Raw genomic sequence first — 18,782 nt, forward strand, 5'->3', positions numbered from 1 at the left:
TTTTATGCTGGTGAATTTGTGTGATTACAAACAGAGCGTCACGCTCATCGCAAACAGCGGCGTGCAGTTTCTCGATTTCGGGCTGACGCCGCAGGAATCCGCGCATCATGGTCGCTTCGTGCGTAAAACGGCCAACGGTCCCCTGCTGCGTCTGGATTACGACCTGGCGAATGGTCGCTATACCCTGCCTGCGCGACCGGGCTCGCAGCCGGAAGTGGTAAAACCGGAAAGTACGCAAACGCTGCATTATTCCCTGGAGGTTCTCGACGGCATCTGGCTGCCGCTGCCGTTCCTGCGTTTTAATCCGCCGCGCACCTTCGTTGAAGGGCCAGACAACTGGGCGCGCGTTCAGGTACGTAAGCTTGCCGAACCCGACAGCGCGGGCAACACCCATCGTGTGACGCTCGCGCTCGATAGCCAGTTGAGCGAGAATGCCCCCGCCTCGCTTGCGCCCGGCGAAAACGATCTGCTGAACGGCACCCGTTTTGCCCTCGCCTGGCGCGATGATGAGATCGCCGATTTTCTCGATCAGACCTGGATTGACGGCTGGCTACGCGAGGCGTTCCTCAACCACGTCAGCCAGCAGGAAAACCGGACTGAGCAGGCCATCAGCCTGGCGCTGCGTAACTTTGAGTATCAGGCGCACTGGCTGAACCTGCTGACGCTGCTGGGTGAACAGCTCGCCGTACCGGAAGTCAAACTGGTGACCCACACCCTCAGTACCCCGGCGATCCCGGTTGATTTGATTCTGGATGTCGGTAACACCCATACCTGCGGCGTCTTGATTGAAGATCACGGCGACGCCAATGACGGGCTGCGCCAGACGGCGGAACTGCAGGTCCGTTCGCTCAGCGAACCGCAGTATCTCAACGATCCGCTGTTCACCAGTCGTCTTGAATTTTCAGAAGCCCGCTTTGGTAAACAGCATTTCTCGGTAGAAAGCGGCCGTGAAGATGCGTTCATCTGGCCGTCGATTGTGCGGGTCGGTGACGAAGCGCGCAAGCTGGCGATGCAGCGTACGGGGACGGACGGTAACAGCGGCATTTCCAGTCCGCGCCGCTATCTGTGGGATGAAACGCCGGTACTGCATGACTGGCGCTTCAGCCAGATGAACAGCAAAACCCAGCGCGAACCGCTTGCCACCGCCTTTCCGCTGATGAACCTGATGAACGACGATGGACAGCCGCTCTACTCGCTGCCGCAGGATGACCGTCTGCCGGTGTTTTCGCCTCAGTACAGCCGCAGTACGCTGATGACCCACATGCTGTGTGAGATCCTCGCCCAGGCGCTGGGACAAATTAACAGTGTCGCAACTCGACTGCGTCTGGGTTTCCCGGCGTCCCCACGTCAGTTACGCTCATTGATCCTCACACTCCCTTCGGCGATGCCGAAACAGGAGCGTGAGATCTTCCGTCTGCGCATGTTTGAAGCGATAGCGATTGTCTGGAAAGCGATGGGCTGGCACCCGCAGGATGAAGATTTCAGCACCCGCAAGCAGCAGGAAAAAAGCGTGGTTCCGGTGCCAGAAATTCAGATGGAGTGGGACGAGGCCAGCTGTGGTCAACTGGTCTGGCTGTATAACGAAGCCATTTCCCATTACGCCGGACGCAGCGAAGCATTCTTCAACACCCTTGCCCGCCCGGATCGCCTGCCGGAACCTGGCGAAACGAAAGGCCGGGCGCTGCGCGTGGCCTCGATTGATATCGGCGGCGGCACCACCGATATGGCGATTGTTCACTATCAACTGGACGACGGCGTCGGCGCCAATGTGAAAATCACGCCGCATCTGCTGTTCCGCGAAGGTTTTAAGGTCGCGGGCGACGACATGCTGCTGGATGTGATCCAGAAATGCATTTTACCGGCCTTGCAAACCCGGCTGCAGCAGGCGGGAGTGACGGATGCCGCCGCCCTGCTCGCCACGCTGTTTGGCGATTCCGGACGCATCGACACCCAGGCCGTTTTGCGACAACAAACGGCGCTTCAGCTCTTTATGCCGCTCGGTCACGCGGTCCTTTCTGCGTGGGAGAAGAGCGACATTAACGATCCGCTGGCCGGACTGCACGCTACCTTTGGCGATCTGCTGAACCATCGTCCGACCCGCAACGTGCTCAATTACATTCAGCAGGCGATTGATCACGCGCTGCCGTCGGGCTCGCCGACGTTTGATCTCTTTAGCGTCCCGTTACAGGTGCAGTTCAGCCAGTTACAGGAGGCGATGCTGGCAGGTCAGTTTACCCTGACGTCCCCACTGCATGCGGTCTGCGAAGCCATTTCACATTACTGTTGTGATGTTCTGCTGGTCACCGGCAGACCGACCTGTATCCCGGCAGTTCAGGCGCTGATCCGCCATCTGCAGCCGGTTCCGGTCAACCGCATGGTGTGGATGGATAACTACCGCGTCCACGAATGGTATCCGTTCAGCCAACAGGGACGCATCGGCAATCCGAAATCCACCGCCGCAGTCGGCGCGATGCTGTGCAGCCTGGCGCTGGATCTGCGACTGCCGCGCTTTAACTTTAAAGCCGCTGATATTGGCGCCTACTCGACCGTGCGTTACCTCGGCGTCCTCGACAATACGATGAATACGTTGCGTGAGGAAAACGTCTGGTATCAGGATATCGATCTTGATAAACCCGGCGCGAAGCTCGACACCCGCGTGCACTTCCCGCTCCGCGGTAACGTTACGCTCGGTTTTCGCCAACTGGCGAACAGTCGTTGGCCCGCGACGCCGCTGTATACGCTGAGCATTAACGCCGCCGATCTGGCAAAGAATATCGCCGGTGACGGCGTGTTAAACGTGCGTTTGCAACTGCGCGGCGGCAACAAAGAGACCGGCCCCGAGTCGTTTGTGCTGAGCGATGCGTGGTTACAGGACGGCACGCCGGTGGCGCCGAATGCCCTGACTTTAAAACTGAATACCCTGGCTGACCGCCGACACAGCGGCAGCCATTACTGGATTGACAGCGGGAGCGTGTACCTGAAATGAGCAAGATGTTGAATACCACTCAGGCCGCGATCGCGTGGGTTAACCGTACCCGGCAGCATGCCGTCACGCTGGATGACGAAGCGGATGCGCTACTGGCCCAACTCAACCGCGCAGCCGCCACCGAATCCGCGCTCAATGCCGCCAGACACGATCGCGCCAGCATTGGACTTTACGGCTACTCGCAGGCGGCAAAAGCCCATCTCCTTGCCGCGCTGTGCAGCAGCGGCAACGGTAAGGTCAATGTCATGACCCCGGACCGCAGCTTTGACTATTTCAGTCATCTCAACCCCGGACACGCGCCAACTAATATGGCGCTGCGCTTTACACGGCAAAAAAAACTGCCGGATGACGAGTGGCCGTTACGCCTGCGGCTGGTTACGGAAGCAGAACTGGTGCAGATCTTCATCACCCAGGCCTGCGCGCAGCCAGCGTACCGGCAGGTGGAAAAAGCGATTATCGAATCGCGTATTGAAAAGTGGCAGTCGCTGCGTCAGTTGCACCCGGTTCAGGGCGTGACGGCGCAGGAAGTCGCGACCATTGCCCGCTTCTGGCAGCGCTGTATCCCCGCCTCACAACAGCAGATTGATGACGCGCTGTGGCACCAGTTTGCCCTGCTGCTGCCGACGGTCGATCTCTCAACCCGTGCCAGCGCCTGGTCGTTGCTGTGGGGTGAACAGCCAGAACTGACGCAGCAGTGGCTGCAACTGGCGCAGGTCCTCCAGCAGACGGGTCATGCCGGCGAAGTCGCCGCGCCGCTGAGCCTGTTGGTCGATCAGTTTGGCTTACCGTCTGAAAATTTTATCACCCAGGAATTTCTGGCCTCGCAGGAGGCGCAAAGCGATGTGGTTGTCCATCCGATAGTGGATGAGAAATTACTTAATGCCGTCAGCCTGGCTCAGGCATCGCTGGCTCTGCTGACCCGCGAGATGGTACTGAGCGTCGAAGAGTGCGTACTCGATAACGTCGATCTGCTGGATATTCCGCTTGCGCCGCTCAGTCACCCGCAGCCGCTCTGGCAGGCCAAACTCGGCTGGTTGTTGGAGCATTACCGCCAGCAGTTACAGCCCGATGTGTTGGTCATCTGTAACGCCACCGCCACCCGCACACAAACACCGTCTACGGCCAGAACACTGCTCAACTGGGTGCACGATACACAGCCGACGCGCGAGACCGCGTTGCCCGGCGTGGTATGGGCCATTACGCCGCAAGATGCGCGCTTTACAACACAACAGAATCTTGATGAAGCGGTGCAGCATCTGATGGGAAAACCAGGCCAACACTGGGGCACCCTGCAGGCGCTGGACAAACACAGTCTGCTGCGCCTGATCGAGTGGCTGTCGCAAGTCACTTCAGCCCCGCAGCGTCAGGCACGCCTGGAGGCGCTGAGCGAACAGCATCAGCAGCGTGTTCGTGAACTGATGTTTGCGCAACCTGCTGAAGCGCTCAATGCGGAAGCGGTGGTTCGCCAGCTACAGCAACAGGCGGCACATCACGGCGATCTGCTTGATGGTTTGTTACCAGCGGTTCAACAGTTTGAAACCCTGCTCCGCATTCAGCAACCGCGTGAAGAACAGGTCAGCGCTTTATTCAATGAGACCATTGACCTTTTCGCCGAAGTCCGTGATACGCCGCAGCCGTCAGAGAACAAGGAGACGGGCTATCAGGCGCACCGCCTGTGGCTCAACCATATTCGCCAGTGGAGTCGCGATGACAGTCAGGCGCAGCGTTTAGGGTTGACGCCCGCTGCGCTGCGTCAGGTCATCGACATCCTGGCGATCACCAGCTATCGCCTGCAACTGCCGCAGCAACTGCAACAAATATTGCAGCGTGAAGAGGTTTGCGGCGCTCAGTTGCACGCCTGCATCGCCAACTTTATTGCCTGGATTGGCTATGCCGAAGTGGCAGAAACAGAGCGACCCGCCAGCCGAATCGCTAAAGGAACGGCAATTTTCAGCGCGGTCAAACGCCAGCCGATGGCGCGTCTGACGCATCTGGAAGAACAGCCGGTGCACGCCGCCAGCCGCTATGTTTATGACTGGCTGGTTGCGCTGTATACCCGGGCAATGGAAAACAAGGGATATCAGCATCCGCAGGAAGTGACTGAAGCCGACCGAAAGGCACTAAACGCGCTGTTGGCAACGGTTTGAGCGTTCCGCCGGAATGGATGCCGGCGATGTCTGCTCAAAACAATGAAAACAACAGTGCCACCGGGAAACTCATGGGCCAGGTGGCCCCGACCAGAAAGGCGCTCAGAAAGCGGATGCGTTTTTTATCGTGCGAGAGAAACCAGGTGATCAGAAAGGCAATCGCGGCCATCACCGCATAGAACATCAACATTTTTTGGTACAAAGACATTTACGGGCATCCGGCCAGAAGAATAAATCGCGCGCAATATGCTCCATTTTTTGACATACATCAAGTTTTATCCCCTTCGGTCAAACCATTTGCCATTTTTTATGACCGCTTACGTTAAGTCCCTGGTTCGTACTATTGCGGATCACAGGATGCCGGACTATACACAAAGGGGCACTAACGCAAGGTGGCAAATATGAATGTATCCAGTAGAACCGTAGTGTTAATAAATCTCTTTGCTGCTGTGGGTCTTTTTGCTCTTATCTCATTGAGATTTGGCTGGTTTATGTAATTTTTGAGAGCTTGCGGCGCAGACAGGCAGAGAGAATATTTCTCTCTGCCTTCGAGTGATCATCTTCCCACGCCACCTTTCGGGCGTAAATTACCCTTAATGTTTAACCATTACGTGGCGGATCACGGTGTAATCCTCCAGCCCATAAAGTGACATATCTTTGCCATAACCGGACAGTTTCTGCCCGCCGTGCGGCATTTCGCTCACCAGCATGAAATGGGTGTTAACCCACGTACAACCGTACTGCAGACGCGCGCTGACCCGGTGAGCGCGTCCGACGTCGCGCGTCCAGACCGACGACGCGAGGCCATATTGCGAATCATTGGCCCACTCCAGCACCTGCTCTTCATCCTCGAAGACGGTCACACTGACCACCGGACCAAACACTTCTCGCTGGACAATTGCATCTTCCTGTTTAGCCCCTGCCAGAAGCGTCGGGGCAAAGTAATAGCCCGGCCCCTCTACTTTTTTTCCACCGGTGACCACGTTGATATGTCCCAGCGCTTTGGCCTCTTCAACGGCTTTAGTGACGCGCTCCAGATGCGCCAGTGAACTCAGCGGTCCCAGTTCGGTCGATTCCTCCTCCGGTGCGCCGGTTTTCAGGCTGGCTACGGCGGCCCCCAGTTTCTCCACCAGCGCGTCGTAAATACCCTTCTGCGCGTAGAGGCGACAGGCGGCGGTACAGTCCTGACCGGCATTGTAAAAGCCGAAGGTGCGCACACCTTCCACCACCGCATCCACATCGGCATCATCAAACACAATCACCGGCGCTTTACCGCCCAGTTCCATATGCGTGCGCTTAATCGACGGCGCAGTATGGCTGATGATGTGTTCACCGGTCGCGATGGAGCCGGTTAACGAGACCATACGCACCTTCTTGTGCCCGGTCAGCGGATCGCCAACCGTTTTGCCTCTGCCAAACAGCACATTGAGCACACCCGGCGGGAAGATATCTTTGGCATATTCCGCCAGCTTCAGCGCGGTCAGCGGCGTGATTTCCGAAGGTTTGATCACCACGCAATTACCGGCAGCCAGCGCGGGGGCCAGTTTCCATGCCGCCATCATCAGCGGATAGTTCCACGGCGCAATGGAGGCCACCACGCCAACCGGGTCGCGGCGAATCATCGAGGTATGGCCCTCCAGATATTCCCCCGCCGCCAGACCGTTCAGACAGCGGGCAGCACCGGCGAAAAAGCGAAACACATCGACAATCGCCGGGATCTCATCATTGAGCGCACAATGCAGCGGTTTACCACAGTTGCGCGATTCCAGTTCAGCAAACTCATGCGCATTCTGCTCAATAACATCCGCCAGCTTCAGCAGCAGTTCACTGCGCACTTTCGGGGTTGTCTGTCCCCATTCGCTAAACGCACGATCGGCGGCGAGGACGGCCGCATCTACCTGAGCGGGAGACGCTTCTGCAATTTCCAGCAGCACCTCGCCGGTGGCAGGGTTATAGACGGGCTGCTTTTCACCTTCACCCTTGACCAGCTCGCCGTTAATCAGTAATTGATGTTGCATAGCATTTTCCCATATCGTTGTTTATTGACCATTTCCGGCGACGCTGTCGCCTTCGCGCGTGAGCCACCACGCCCCCAGAATCGGAATGGTTGTGACCAGCATAACCAGCAGTGCCACGACGTTTGTCACCGGTACGTCACGCGGTCGCCCTAACTGATTGAGCAACCACAGCGGCAGCGTCCGTTCATGACCGGCAGTAAAGGTCGTGACGATGATTTCATCGAATGACAGCGCGAACGCCAGCATTCCCCCCGCCAGCAGCGCCGAACCCAGATTCGGCAGCACGACATAGCGGAAGGTTTGCCAGCCATTCGCGCCAAGATCCATAGATGCCTCCACCAGACTCCATGAAGTACGACGAAAGCGGGCTATCACGTTGTTAAACACCACCACCACGCAGAACGTCGCGTGACCGACCACAATGGTGAAAAAACCCGGATCGAGATTGACCGTCTTAAACGCGGTCAGTAGCGCCAGACCGGTGACAATCCCCGGTAAGGCGATCGGTAACAGCAGCAACAGCGAGATGGCGTTTTTGCCGAAGAAATCACGCCGCCAGAGCGCCGCCGCTGCCAGTGTGCCAAGCACCAACGCAATCGCCGTCGATAACGCGGCGATTTTTAGTGACAACGTCACGGCATCCAGAATATCGCTCCGCTGTGCCGCAACGCTAAACCAGCGCAGCGTCAGTCCCTGCGGGGGAAAGCTAAAGGCCGCGTCCTCGCTATTAAACGCATAGGCGGCGATGATCAGAATGGGAAAGTGCAGGAAAACAACCCCGCCCCAGGCCGCCAGTTTGAGGAAAAACGGTGCGCGCTCAGAGTGCATCAAACGCTCCCAGACGTTTCACGAACGCCAGATAAAGGGCTATCAGCACGATCGGTACCAGCGTAAACGCCGCCGCCATTGGCATGTTGCCAATCGCCCCCTGCTGCGAATAGACCATGTTGCCGATGAAATACCCCGGCGGTCCCACCAACTGCGGCACGATGAAATCGCCCAGCGTCAGGGAAAAGGTGAAGATCGAACCGGCGGCAATTCCGGGGATCGCCAGCGGCAGAACCACATAACGGAAGGTCTGTCGTGGACGCGCGCCCAAATCGGCAGACGCCTGTAACAGCGACGGCGGCAACCGCTCCAGCGCGGCCTGAACCGGCAGGATCATGAACGGCAGCCAGATGTAGACGAACACCATAAAGCGCCCTAATCCCGACGTTGAGAGCGTGTTTCCTCTCACGGCTGGCAGCGTCAGCAGACTGGTCAGTAAAGGTTCTAAACCAAGATGGTTCAGAAACCATTGCGCCACGCCATCTTTTGCCAGCAGCAGGGTCCATGCATAGGCTTTGACGATATAACTCGCCCACATCGGCAGCATGACCGCGATATAGAAAAATGCTTTCATCTTGCCGCGGGTGTAGCGCGCCATGTACCACGCCATCGGAAACGCCAGAATCGCACTGGCTATCGTCACCGCGATCGCCATCGTCAGCGTGCGTAAAATGATGTCGTAATTGGCGGGATTAAACAGCGCACGAAGATTGGCAAGCGTCAGGTCCGGCGTTACCGACATGGTGAAGTCGTCAAAGGTGTAAAACCCCTGCCACAGCAGCGTCAGTAGCGAGCCGAAGTAGACAATACCAAACCACATCAGCGGACCAAGCAACAGCAAAAACAGTCCCAACCCGGGATAACGCCAGAAAAAACCGGTGAGTCTACTCAAGCCGCCGGGCCGTGAAGGCGTGGAGAGCACGTTCATTGCCATTCACCTCTCCTCGACCAGCGGTACCATGACCTCGCGCGGCCAGGAGACCATCACCGGCTGACCGGGCGCAAGCGTGGTCGCAAAGGGTTCTCCCGACTGATTAGCCTGACTGACCAGCAGCTTTTCACCGCCGGTAAGCTTTAGCTCAAAACGGGTGGCGGCGCCCTGATACTGCACCGCCTGAATCACCCCCTGCGCCTGGATCTCGCCAGGAACATTGAGCCGGATATGCTCCGGGCGCAGCGAGAAGCTGCCCGTCACCCCGCATACCTTCGAGGCCATCGCCGGATCAAAGACGTTCGCTGTCCCGACGAAACCCGCAACAAACGGCGTGCACGGTCGCATGTATAACTCACGCGGTGAATCCACCTGTTCAATGCGCCCGTTGTTAAATACCGCCACACGATCGGACATCGACAGCGCTTCGCCCTGATCGTGCGTGACGAAGATAAATGTGATCCCCAGCGACTGCTGGAGTTTTTTCAGCTCCAGTTGCATCTGCTCGCGCAGTTTCAGATCCAGCGCACCGAGCGGTTCATCCAGCAACAACACACGCGGCTCGTTGACCAACGCCCGGGCGATCGCCACCCGTTGACGCTGACCGCCGGAAAGCTGTGACGGCTTGCGCTCAAAGACAAACCCCAGCGCCACCTTCTCCAGCGCCTCGCGAGCCTGGGCATGTCGCCGTTTTTTATCAATACCTTTGACCATCAGCCCATAGGCGACATTGTCGAGAATCGACATGTGCGGAAACAACGCATAGTCCTGGAACACGGTGTTCACATCCCGCTCCCAGGGCGGCAAATCGCTGGCAGGCTTGCCAAAGATAGTAATCGATCCGCCCGAAAGCTGCTCAAAACCGGCAATCAGGCGCAGGCAGGTGGTTTTGCCGGAGCCAGATGGCCCCAGCATAGAGAAAAATTCCCCGTCTTTAATCGCAATACTGACGCCATCGACCGCCCGCACGTCACCATACAGGCGCGTGACGTTGTCAAACTCCACTGCGTACGTCATAAATCACCCCAGTGACGTTAACGACCGCCCATGATGGCGATGTAATCCTGCGTCCAGCGACTGTACGGCACGAATTTACCGCCTTCAGCAACAGGCGTTTTCCAGAAGGCGATTTTGTCAAAATAGCGGTAACCATTGGTTTCGCAGCCTTTATCGCCCAGCAGCGTACTGGCTTTACAGCCTTCGGTGACCACCGGCAGCGATCCAAACCAGGCGGCTACATCACCCTGAACTTTTGGCGTCAGCGACCAGTTCATCCACTTATAGGCACAAACCGGGTGTTTGGCTTCACTGTGCAACATGGTGGTATCAGCCCAACCGGTGACGCCCTCTTTCGGGAACACTGTGCCAATGTGTTGTCCTTCACCTTTCAACGCGTTCGCTTGGTACGGCCAGGCGCTCGAGGCCACGACGTCCTCATTTTTGAAATCGCTCATTTGCACCGTGGTGTCGTGCCAGTAGCGGTGAATCAACGGTTGCTGTGCGCGCAGCACTTTCAGCACCGCCTGGTACTGTTCTTCGGTGAGTTGATACGGGTCCGAGATCCCCAGTTGTGGCTGGGTGGCTTTCACGAACAGCGCCGCATCGGCAATGTAAATCGGTCCGTCATAGGCCTGAACGCGGCCTTTGTTGGTTTTTCCGTCCGGAAGGTTTTGTTCGACGAATACCACGCTCCAGCTATCTGGTGGCGTCGGGAAGGTTTGCGTGTTGTACATCAGCAGGTTCGGCCCCCACTGATACGGCGTACCGTAGACTTTGCCCGCCACGTTAAACCAGTCGCCTTTGACCACGCGAGGATCGACGTTTTTCCAGTTCGGGATGAGCGCCGTATTGATCGGCTGCACGCGTTTCCCCATGATCAGACGCAGCGAAGCATCACCTGAGGCCGTGACCAGATCGTAGCCCCCTTTCGCCATCAGGCTGACCATCTCATCCGATGTCGCCGCCGTTTTGACGTTAACCGCACAGCCGGTCTCTTTTTCGAATTGTGTTACCCAGTCGTACTGTTTATCGGTCTGACCGCGTTCGATATAACCCGGCCAGGCGATAATATCCAGGCGACCTTCAGTCTGACCTAACGTGGTGGGGGGTTCGGCGGCGTGCGCGGTCATCAGCGTCATACTGAGCGCGCACAGGCTGCTGCGGGCAAATTTCTTGCTCATAAGATCTTACTCCTGTCGCAAAATATTGAGCGGCAGCCTTGCCGTAAATATATGTCCTTTCCTAAAAATAGTCGGCGCGCCGTCAGCGCACCTCCCGGCATGAGGAAATTTAATCAGGTTGTGACATAACGCGCATTACGCCCCGGACTGCGGCGTTGTGTGGCTATCTTCTGGAGTATAGACAAGGGGTTAGCTGACGAGGAGGAAAAACAAAAGCTATTGATATTTCCTATGATGGTCTACGGGAAATAACGTCGTACGGTTTTTGCTGATATTTTCTAAATAAGAACGCGCCATTCTTTTATATTGAATCGCGCGCACGTTTTATTTCATCTGCGCGCGAATGAGTTGCCCCAGTTGTTTTACCGCGGCTTCTTCACGTTCCCCCCAACCCCATGCGGTATTGAAGCGGAAAAAGCGTTTCCAGGTGTCTGAGGTCGAGAACATTTTTCCCGGCGCGATGCTGATGTGGTGGGCCAACGCCTGTGCGGTCAGTTCGCCCGCATCCAGTGATTCCGGCAGTTCCAGCCAGAGAAAATAGCCGCTGTTGTTGTGATGTATTTTCACTTCGCCAGGGAGATGGCGCAGCAGCGTTTGCCAGGCCTGCTGTTTACGTTCTGCCAGTTGACGACGCAGGCGGCGCAAATGGGCGTCATAACGGCGCGTTGAGAGATAATCGACCAGCGCCAGTTGCATCGGCGAACTGGTGGAAAGTGTGCTCATCAGTTGTAAACGCTGGATTTGGCGGGCGTGTTTGCCTGCGGCGACCCAACCGATGCGAAAACCCGGTACCAGACACTTGGAGAATGACGAACAATGCAGCACCTTGTCGGCCCGATCCCACGCTTTGGCCGGTAGCGGTTTCTCCCGGCCAAAATAGAGTTCGCTGTAAACGTCATCTTCAATCAACATCACATTATGACGATCGAGTATCTCAACCAGACGCGCTTTTTTCTCCGGACTGAGAGTAAAGCCAAGCGGGTTCTGGCTGTTGGTCATCAGCCAGCATGCTTTAACCGGATACGCCTGCAACGCCTGCTCCAGCGCCGCGAGATCGATCCCCTCCTTCACGTCAGTGGCAACCGACAGCGCTTTAAGCCGCAGTCGCTCCAGCGCCTGTAACGCGCCATAAAAACAGGGGTTTTCGACAATCACCCAGTCACCGGGTTTAGTCACCGCTTGCAGGCTCAGGTTGAGCGCCTCCAGCGCCCCGGCGGTGATGACGATTTCATCCGGCGAGACGGTAATGCCCTGTAAGGCGTAGCGACGGGCAATGGCGTGGCGTAGTTCCGCGTTACCCGGCGGCAGATTCTCAATTACGCTCATCGCGGTTGCGGTTCTGCTCACCTGTGCCAGAGAACGGTTCAGTTGCTGGAGGGGAAATAAACGCGGATCGGGAAATGCAGAAGCAAACGGCATCACCGACGCATCCCGGCTGGCCTGTAGCATCTCGAAAATATAAGTGTTGATATCCACCGCTTCGTCGCGCATCACCTGGGCCGGTTGCACCGTTGGCTGGTGAACCGGGCGCGGCGCGACATAATAGCCAGACTGCGGGCGCGCAATGATCCGCCCCTGACTTTCCAGCAGCTGATAGGCATGCCCGACGGTCATAAAGCTCATCCCGCTGCTGACCACCTGCTCACGCAGCGACGGCAGGCGATCGCCAGGTTGCCAGACGCCAGAGGCAATCTGTTCGCAGAGTTGTTCAGCCAGACGCTGGTACTTTTTCATTGTTATTCACTCGTGGATCCGTGGCAGGTGATCCTTGCAGTGTATATCAGTGAATTAAATACTCAACATCCTAAGAACTGTTATGGTTTACGACAGCGTAAGCGACAGTTCTTTGCCGAGCGCGCGCGCCGCCGTCTGCACCGCATCAATTTTTGTTGCGTGTCGTAAGTCGAACAGGCGGGTAATTTCCTGTTTCGGTCTGCCAATGCGTTTCGCCAGCTCCTGCTGGCTGATTTTTGACGCCAGGAAAGCGTTGAGCAAAAGGACTTTTGACGCGACGCTGAGCGGGACCTCAACAAAGTCGTCACCTTCCTTCACCGGCGAAGGTAACGGGACAGACTGGCTATCTTCGAAATAGAATTCAAAAGCGGTGACTAACGCTTCCAGAGCGGTATCAAGGGATTGCTGGCGGGTCTCACCCTGGGTGAGCGCTTCCGGAATATCCGGAAACGAAACCACATAGCCACCTTCTGGCGCAGGAACGAGACGAACGGGAAAGTAAACATTTATGCTTACTTTTCTCGCCTGATAAAAGGGAAATACAGAAAAATGCCCGTCGTGTAGAGCCGCTCATATCAATTCGGGAAGGCAGATTCCAGAATTTATATCAACAGATGCAATTTGCAACATTCACGCAACTGTTATGGTTAAATAGAACCGTTCTGTTTCTGCCACTGAAACCCTTACCGGCCTAGAATTGCGCTGAATCAATTTTTAGTGCGGAGCAATGCATGTCTGGTCTTGATGCGTTTCATCTGGCAAGGATCCAGTTCGCCTTTACGGTTTCCTTCCACATTATTTTTCCGGCGATCACCATTGGTCTTGCCAGCTATCTTGCGGTGCTGGAAGGTCATTGGCTGAAAAGCAAAAATCCTGTCTGGCGCTCGCTATATCAGTTCTGGTCAAAAATTTTCGCCGTTAACTTTGGCATGGGCGTGGTGTCTGGCCTGGTGATGGCCTATCAGTTTGGCACCAACTGGAGCGGGTTTTCCGAGTTCGCTGGCAGTATCACTGGGCCATTACTGACCTATGAGGTGCTCACCGCCTTCTTCCTCGAAGCCGGGTTCCTCGGTGTGATGCTGTTTGGCTGGAACAAGGTTGGCCCCGGATTACACTTTTTCTCCACCTGTATGGTCGCTCTGGGCACGATTATTTCCACCTTCTGGATCCTCGCCTCCAACAGCTGGATGCAGACGCCGCAGGGCTATGAGATCGTCAACGGCCAGGTCGTGCCGGTGGATTGGTTCGCCGTCATTTTCAACCCGTCGTTCCCTTATCGCTTATTGCATATGTCGGTGGCGGCGTTTCTCAGTAGCGCGTTATTTATTGGGGCCTCTGCGGCCTGGCATTTACTGCGTGGCAACGCGACGCCCGCTATTCGCGCCATGTTTTCGATGGCGCTGTGGATGACGCTGATTGTCGCACCGTTACAGGCGCTCATTGGCGACATGCACGGTCTGAATACCCTCAAACACCAGCCAGCCAAAATTGCCGCCATTGAAGGCCACTGGGAAAATCCGCCAGGAGAATCGACGCCGCTGCTGCTGTTCGGCTGGCCGGATATGGAACAGGAACGAACCCGCTATGGTCTGGCGATCCCGGCGCTGGGTAGCCTGATCCTGACTCACAGCCTGGATAAACAGGTCCCGGCGCTTAAAGAGTTTGCGAAAGAGGATCGCCCCAATTCGACGATGGTCTTCTGGTCGTTTCGTATTATGGCGGGGCTGGGTATGCTCATGATCCTGCTAGGTGTTTGCGCTCTGTGGTTACGCTACCGGCAGCGTCTTTATACCTCGCGAGCGTTCCTGCGCTTTGCTTTATGGATGGGACCGTCAGGATTGATAGCCATTCTGGCCGGCTGGGTCACGACGGAAGTGGGCCGCCAGCCGTGGGTCGTCTACGGGTTACAACGCACGGCGGATGCGGTCTCCGCTCACGGCGACCTGCACATGAGTATTTCTCTGCTGGCGTTCTTTGTCGTCTATAGCGCCGTCTTCGGCGTGGGCTACAGCTACATGATCCGCCTCATCCGCAAAGGACCGCTGGACACGATTTCCCCGACGCCGCCTACCGGCACGCCTGCCAGACCACTGTCTGCTGCCGTCCTCGATTCTCAACATGAGGCACACCGCTAATGGGTATTGATTTATCGGTAATCTGGTTCGTTATTATCGTTTTCGCCACGCTGATGTACATCGTGATGGATGGATTCGATTTGGGTATTGGCATTTTGTTTCCTGCCATTCGCGACGCTGACGATCGCGATGTGATGGTTAACAGCGTCGCTCCGGTCTGGGACGGTAATGAAACCTGGCTGGTCCTCGGCGGAGCGGGATTATTTGGCGCGTTTCCGCTGGCCTATGCGGTGATTATTGACGCCCTGACGATCCCGCTGACGCTGATGCTTATCGGGCTGATTTTTCGCGGTGTCGCCTTTGAATTTCGCTTCAAAGCCACGCCAGCGCATCGCCCGTTCTGGGATAAAGCTTTTCTCTGCGGTTCGATTCTCGCGACGTTCACTCAGGGCGTGGTGGTGGGTGCGGTGATCAATGGTTTTGCCGTCACCGGGCGTCGTTTCAGCGGCGGGCCGTTTGACTGGCTCACCCCTTTCACCCTGTTCTGCGGCGCGGGACTGGTGGTCACTTACGCCCTGTTGGGTGCCACCTGGCTGGTAATGAAAAGTGAAAATCCGTTGCAGGATAAAATGCGAGCCGTGGCGAAAAAGTTACTGCTGTTGATGCTGCTGGTGATTGCGATGATCAGCCTGTGGACGCCGATGGCACACCCGGTGATAGCGGAACGCTGGTTTAGCCTGCCGAATCTGTGGTTCCTGCTGCCGGTTCCGCTACTGGTTGCGGTGATTAGCATCTGGCTATGGCGAACGCTTCATCAACCGCACCGCCACGCGCTGCCCTTTGTGTTGACTCTCGGGCTGATTTTCCTCGGCTTTAGCGGACTCGGGATCAGCATCTGGCCGCATATCATTCCGCCATCCATTACGCTCTGGCAGGCAGCCGCACCCGCGCAGAGTCAGGGTTTCATGCTGGTCGGTGCGTTACTGATCATCCCTGTTATTCTGGTTTACACCTTCTGGAGTTATTACGTGTTTCGCGGCAAAGTTCAACATGGCGAGGGGTATCACTGATGCAACACTCTGTCTGGAAACGCCTGATGTGGCTGGTCATTTTGTGGGGCGGCAGCGTGCTGGCGCTGGCCGCCGTAGGGATGTTCTTTCGCCTGATCATGACGGCGGCAGGATTTAAATCACATTAATGGGGCGCCGGATAGCGCTATGCGTATCCGGCAGCTTTGTTAGCCTTTACGCTTCGGCAGCGTTTTCATCAGCTCTTCCGGGCTGACGGAAGCCACCACGCTGCCAGGCAGCGGCATCTTCAGAATGTGATTTTTGATTTTACCAATCACATGCATTTCGCACGGACGGCAGTCAAATTTAAGCGTTAGCACCTCATCGCCGTTCACCAGTTGCATCGGCGTCGCCTTCCAGCTTTTGATATTGCCTTTCGCCTGCTTCGGACACAGATTAAAGGCAAAGCGCAGGCAGTGTTTGGTGATCATCACCGGCACCTCGCCCTTTTCTTCATGCGCTTCATACGCCGCATCAATCAACTGCACGCCATAACGATGGTAAAACGCCCGCGCCTTATGGTTGTATACGTTGGCCAGAAAACTCAGGTGTGATTGCGGATAAACCGGCGCAGGCTCGGACACCGGCTTGCGAACGCCGCGCTGGTAGCTCGCAAGGCGCGCGGCATCCAGCATCTCTACCGCTTCCCGGCGGAACGCATTAAGCAGGCTGTTCGGCACAAACAGCGCGCCGGGCAAATTCACTGCGATATCGCGCGCGTAATAGATTGTCTGCCCCAGTTTTGCCAGTCCGTCCTTCAGTCCGTTCAGCGCTTTTTCCGCGTTGTTGGCCTCATCAAACTGTCCATCCAGCGTATGGGTGATATTGACGCCCTCTTCGCTGGTCAGCGTCAGGATCAGTTGTTCCTGCCAGCCGCCCAACTCAATATCCACCGCCACCCGACGCTCGCTCGAGGTTTTGGTTAACGCCTGCTGCCAGTTATGGTCAAGATTGCGGTTCAGCGGATGGTGTGGACGCAATTTATGCAGTTCGGCAGGCATTTCGTTCGGCCAGACGCGATAGCGATTTTGTCCGGTTTTTTCCACCGTATTGGCACGAAAGCCGACAACATCACGTTTGATCAGGACATTAAGGCCATCGCCGTTCGCCAGCGGCTCGCTGACCTCAACGTCGAGGTGATCTTTCGCCACGTTGAGCACTTCACCGACCGGCAGGCCGATAAACTTTGGCGAATCAAAGGCGCCGATATCCCCTTTGCGCGCATTCACAAAGTAGTCGGTGCTGCCGCGATGAAAGGTTTTGTCCGTTGATGGGGTAAAGAAATGTTCCGTGCGTCCGGCGGAAGCCCGCGCCAGGTCACCGCGATCCTCAATGATGGCATCCAGCATCTGCCGATAGTGCGCGGTAATGTTCTTCACGTAGCTCATGTCTTTGTAACGCCCTTCAATCTTGAAGGAACGCACACCGGCGTCGATCAGCGCGCCAAGGTTAGCGGTCTGATCGTTATCTTTCATCGACAGCAGGTGTTTTTCATACGACACCACCCGTCCCTGATCGTCCTTCAGGGTATATGGCAGACGGCACGCCTGTGAGCAGTCGCCACGGTTGGCGCTACGCCCCGTTTGCGCATGCGAGATATAACATTGCCCGGAATACGCCACGCACAGCGCCCCGTGGACAAAAAATTCGATGGTGGCATCGGTCGCCTGATGAATGGCCTGAATCTGCTCAAGGCTCAGTTCACGCGCCAGCACGATCTGCGTGAACCCCACGTCAGCGAGAAATTTGGCTTTCTCCACGCTGCGAATATCGCATTGGGTACTGGCATGCAGTTCGATCGGCGGAATGTCGAGTTCCAGAATCCCCATGTCCTGCACAATCAACGCATCCACGCCGGTCTGGTAGAGATCGGTAATCAGTCGCTGTGCGGGTTCCAGTTCATCGTCGTGAAGGATCGTGTTCAGCGTGACAAAGATTTTTGCGCCATAGCGATGGGCGAACGGCACCAGCTCCGCGATATCTTGCAGGCTATTGCTGGCATTATGACGCGCCCCAAAACCGGGGCCACCGATATAGACGGCGTCCGCACCATGTAAAATGGCTTCGCGGGCGATGGCGGTATCACGTGCCGGGCTTAACAATTCAAGGCGATGTGGAGACGGGCGCATAGCGTTGTTTTTATCCAGTAGCAGCAAAATGGCGGCTATTGTAGTCAGAAGCGCCGCTTTGCGAAATAGTTTTCCCGCTTAACTGCGCGGGTAATGGATGAGCGAATGAAAGTGCACGGTCTGTTCGCTGCTGTTGCGATAAGCATGGGCGCTATCGCCGGCAAAACGAATGCCTTCTCCGGCCCTGATGACGCGCCATTGCTGGTCAATGCACATCTCCAGATCGCCTGCGATTACCACCACATGTTCAATCACGCCCGCTTCGTGCGGCGTGGATTCGCTGAGCGCACCGGGTGCCAACAAAATTGAAAAGTGATCAAAACACAGCACCGGATCCCACGGGAACAACGGCGTCACGACCATCGCCTGCTCTTGCGGATCAAACGTCGGCAGTGGCTCAGATTCCGGCGGCGAAATAAAGGTAGAGAACGGGACATTCAGCCCGGTGGCAATCTTCCATAACGTCGCCACCGTGGGACTGGACTCGTTGCGCTCAATTTGCCCGAGCATCGCTTTTGACACACCGGTGGCCTCGGCCAGGCGCGATAAACTCCACTCACGCTGTTTGCGCAATGTTTTCAAGGTGTTCGCCAGATAGTGTGTCAGGTTGTCCATTGATATCCTCCCAAAACATCAGCTTACCACTTGTACGTTATAACGCCCAGATGCTAGATTAAATGACCG

Annotated in this window: 16 protein-coding genes; 6 read left to right on the forward strand and 10 right to left on the reverse strand. The window is 56.4% G+C overall.

The annotated features are described in order from the left end of the window. The first annotated feature begins 4 nt into the window (after nt 1–4). Nucleotides 5–2,986 (forward strand): virulence factor SrfB, encoded by a 2,982-nt coding sequence (locus tag HVX64_RS12035; protein WP_044257894.1) that lies wholly within the window; start codon nt 5–7, stop codon nt 2,984–2,986. Next, nucleotides 2,983–5,133 carry a virulence factor SrfC family protein gene (locus tag HVX64_RS12040; RefSeq protein WP_044257893.1) on the forward strand — a complete coding sequence of 717 codons (2,151 nt, stop codon included), beginning with the start codon at nt 2,983–2,985 and terminating at the stop codon, nt 5,131–5,133. Before HVX64_RS12035 ends, HVX64_RS12040 begins: the two co-directional genes overlap by 4 nt. A gap of 34 nt (nt 5,134–5,167) precedes the next feature. On the opposite strand, the gene ortT is transcribed toward HVX64_RS12040, so the two are convergent. Next, a complete protein-coding gene (gene ortT / locus HVX64_RS12045; RefSeq protein WP_042318948.1) occupies nt 5,168–5,341 on the reverse strand; it encodes an orphan toxin OrtT in 174 nt (57 codons plus the stop codon). 193 nt (nt 5,342–5,534) lie between these two features. On the opposite strand from ortT, the gene yncL reads away from it, so the two are divergent. After that, the gene (gene yncL, locus HVX64_RS12050; RefSeq protein WP_071887673.1) at nt 5,535–5,630 is read left to right on the forward strand and encodes a stress response membrane protein YncL; all 96 of its coding nucleotides are present in this window, start codon (nt 5,535–5,537) and stop codon (nt 5,628–5,630) included. Nucleotides 5,631–5,726: 96 nt separating this feature from the next. On the opposite strand, the gene patD is transcribed toward yncL, so the two are convergent. The 7 genes from patD to HVX64_RS12085 form a co-directional block, all read right to left on the reverse strand. Then, nucleotides 5,727–7,151 (reverse strand): aminobutyraldehyde dehydrogenase, encoded by a 1,425-nt coding sequence (gene patD, locus HVX64_RS12055; protein ID WP_043000650.1) that lies wholly within the window; start codon nt 7,149–7,151, stop codon nt 5,727–5,729. Between the two features lie 21 nt (nt 7,152–7,172). Beyond that, nucleotides 7,173–7,979, reverse strand: coding sequence for an ABC transporter permease (locus tag HVX64_RS12060; protein ID WP_043000649.1), 807 nt, complete (start codon nt 7,977–7,979; stop codon nt 7,173–7,175). Beyond that, a complete protein-coding gene (locus tag HVX64_RS12065; RefSeq protein WP_044257891.1) occupies nt 7,969–8,913 on the reverse strand; it encodes an ABC transporter permease in 945 nt (314 codons plus the stop codon). Before HVX64_RS12065 ends, HVX64_RS12060 begins: the two co-directional genes overlap by 11 nt. Beyond that, the gene (locus HVX64_RS12070; protein ID WP_181825012.1) at nt 8,914–9,927 is read right to left on the reverse strand and encodes an ABC transporter ATP-binding protein; all 1,014 of its coding nucleotides are present in this window, start codon (nt 9,925–9,927) and stop codon (nt 8,914–8,916) included. Between the two features lie 17 nt (nt 9,928–9,944). Further along, entirely contained in the window at nt 9,945–11,090 is a 1,146-nt protein-coding gene (ydcS, locus tag HVX64_RS12075) for a putative ABC transporter substrate-binding protein YdcS (protein ID WP_044257887.1), read from the reverse strand. Between the two features lie 324 nt (nt 11,091–11,414). Continuing rightward, nucleotides 11,415–12,824, reverse strand: coding sequence for a PLP-dependent aminotransferase family protein (locus tag HVX64_RS12080; RefSeq protein ID WP_044257885.1), 1,410 nt, complete (start codon nt 12,822–12,824; stop codon nt 11,415–11,417). A gap of 87 nt (nt 12,825–12,911) precedes the next feature. After that, on the reverse strand, nt 12,912–13,334 hold the full coding sequence (locus HVX64_RS12085; RefSeq protein ID WP_044257883.1) for a type II toxin-antitoxin system HicB family antitoxin: 423 nt from the start codon (nt 13,332–13,334) through the stop codon (nt 12,912–12,914). 221 nt (nt 13,335–13,555) lie between these two features. On the opposite strand from HVX64_RS12085, the gene HVX64_RS12090 reads away from it, so the two are divergent. From HVX64_RS12090 to HVX64_RS12100, 3 genes are read left to right on the forward strand one after another with little or no spacing between them, the layout of a single operon-like run. Next, entirely contained in the window at nt 13,556–14,959 is a 1,404-nt protein-coding gene (locus HVX64_RS12090; protein WP_044257881.1) for a cytochrome ubiquinol oxidase subunit I, read from the forward strand. Then, complete coding sequence (cydB, locus tag HVX64_RS12095; RefSeq protein ID WP_044257879.1) at nt 14,959–15,969, forward strand: cytochrome d ubiquinol oxidase subunit II; 1,011 nt, start codon at nt 14,959–14,961, stop codon at nt 15,967–15,969. Before HVX64_RS12090 ends, cydB begins: the two co-directional genes overlap by 1 nt. Further along, nucleotides 15,969–16,097: a DUF2474 domain-containing protein gene (locus HVX64_RS12100; RefSeq protein WP_071888398.1), complete on the forward strand. Its 129-nt coding sequence runs from the start codon at nt 15,969–15,971 to the stop codon at nt 16,095–16,097. The genes cydB and HVX64_RS12100 overlap by 1 nt, the downstream gene beginning before the upstream one ends. A gap of 39 nt (nt 16,098–16,136) precedes the next feature. Here HVX64_RS12100 and HVX64_RS12105 read toward each other — a convergent pair whose 3' ends face one another. Then, complete coding sequence (locus tag HVX64_RS12105) at nt 16,137–18,098, reverse strand: U32 family peptidase (RefSeq protein WP_044257877.1); 1,962 nt, start codon at nt 18,096–18,098, stop codon at nt 16,137–16,139. 78 nt (nt 18,099–18,176) lie between these two features. Further along, nucleotides 18,177–18,713, reverse strand: a complete 537-nt coding sequence (locus tag HVX64_RS12110) for an XRE family transcriptional regulator (RefSeq protein WP_043000641.1) — start codon at nt 18,711–18,713, stop codon at nt 18,177–18,179. Nucleotides 18,714–18,782: the final 69 nt, after the last annotated feature.

The sequence above is a fragment of the Citrobacter sp. RHB20-C16 genome, from assembly GCF_013890155.1.
Taxonomy (GTDB): Bacteria; Pseudomonadota; Gammaproteobacteria; order Enterobacterales; family Enterobacteriaceae; genus Citrobacter_A; species Citrobacter_A amalonaticus.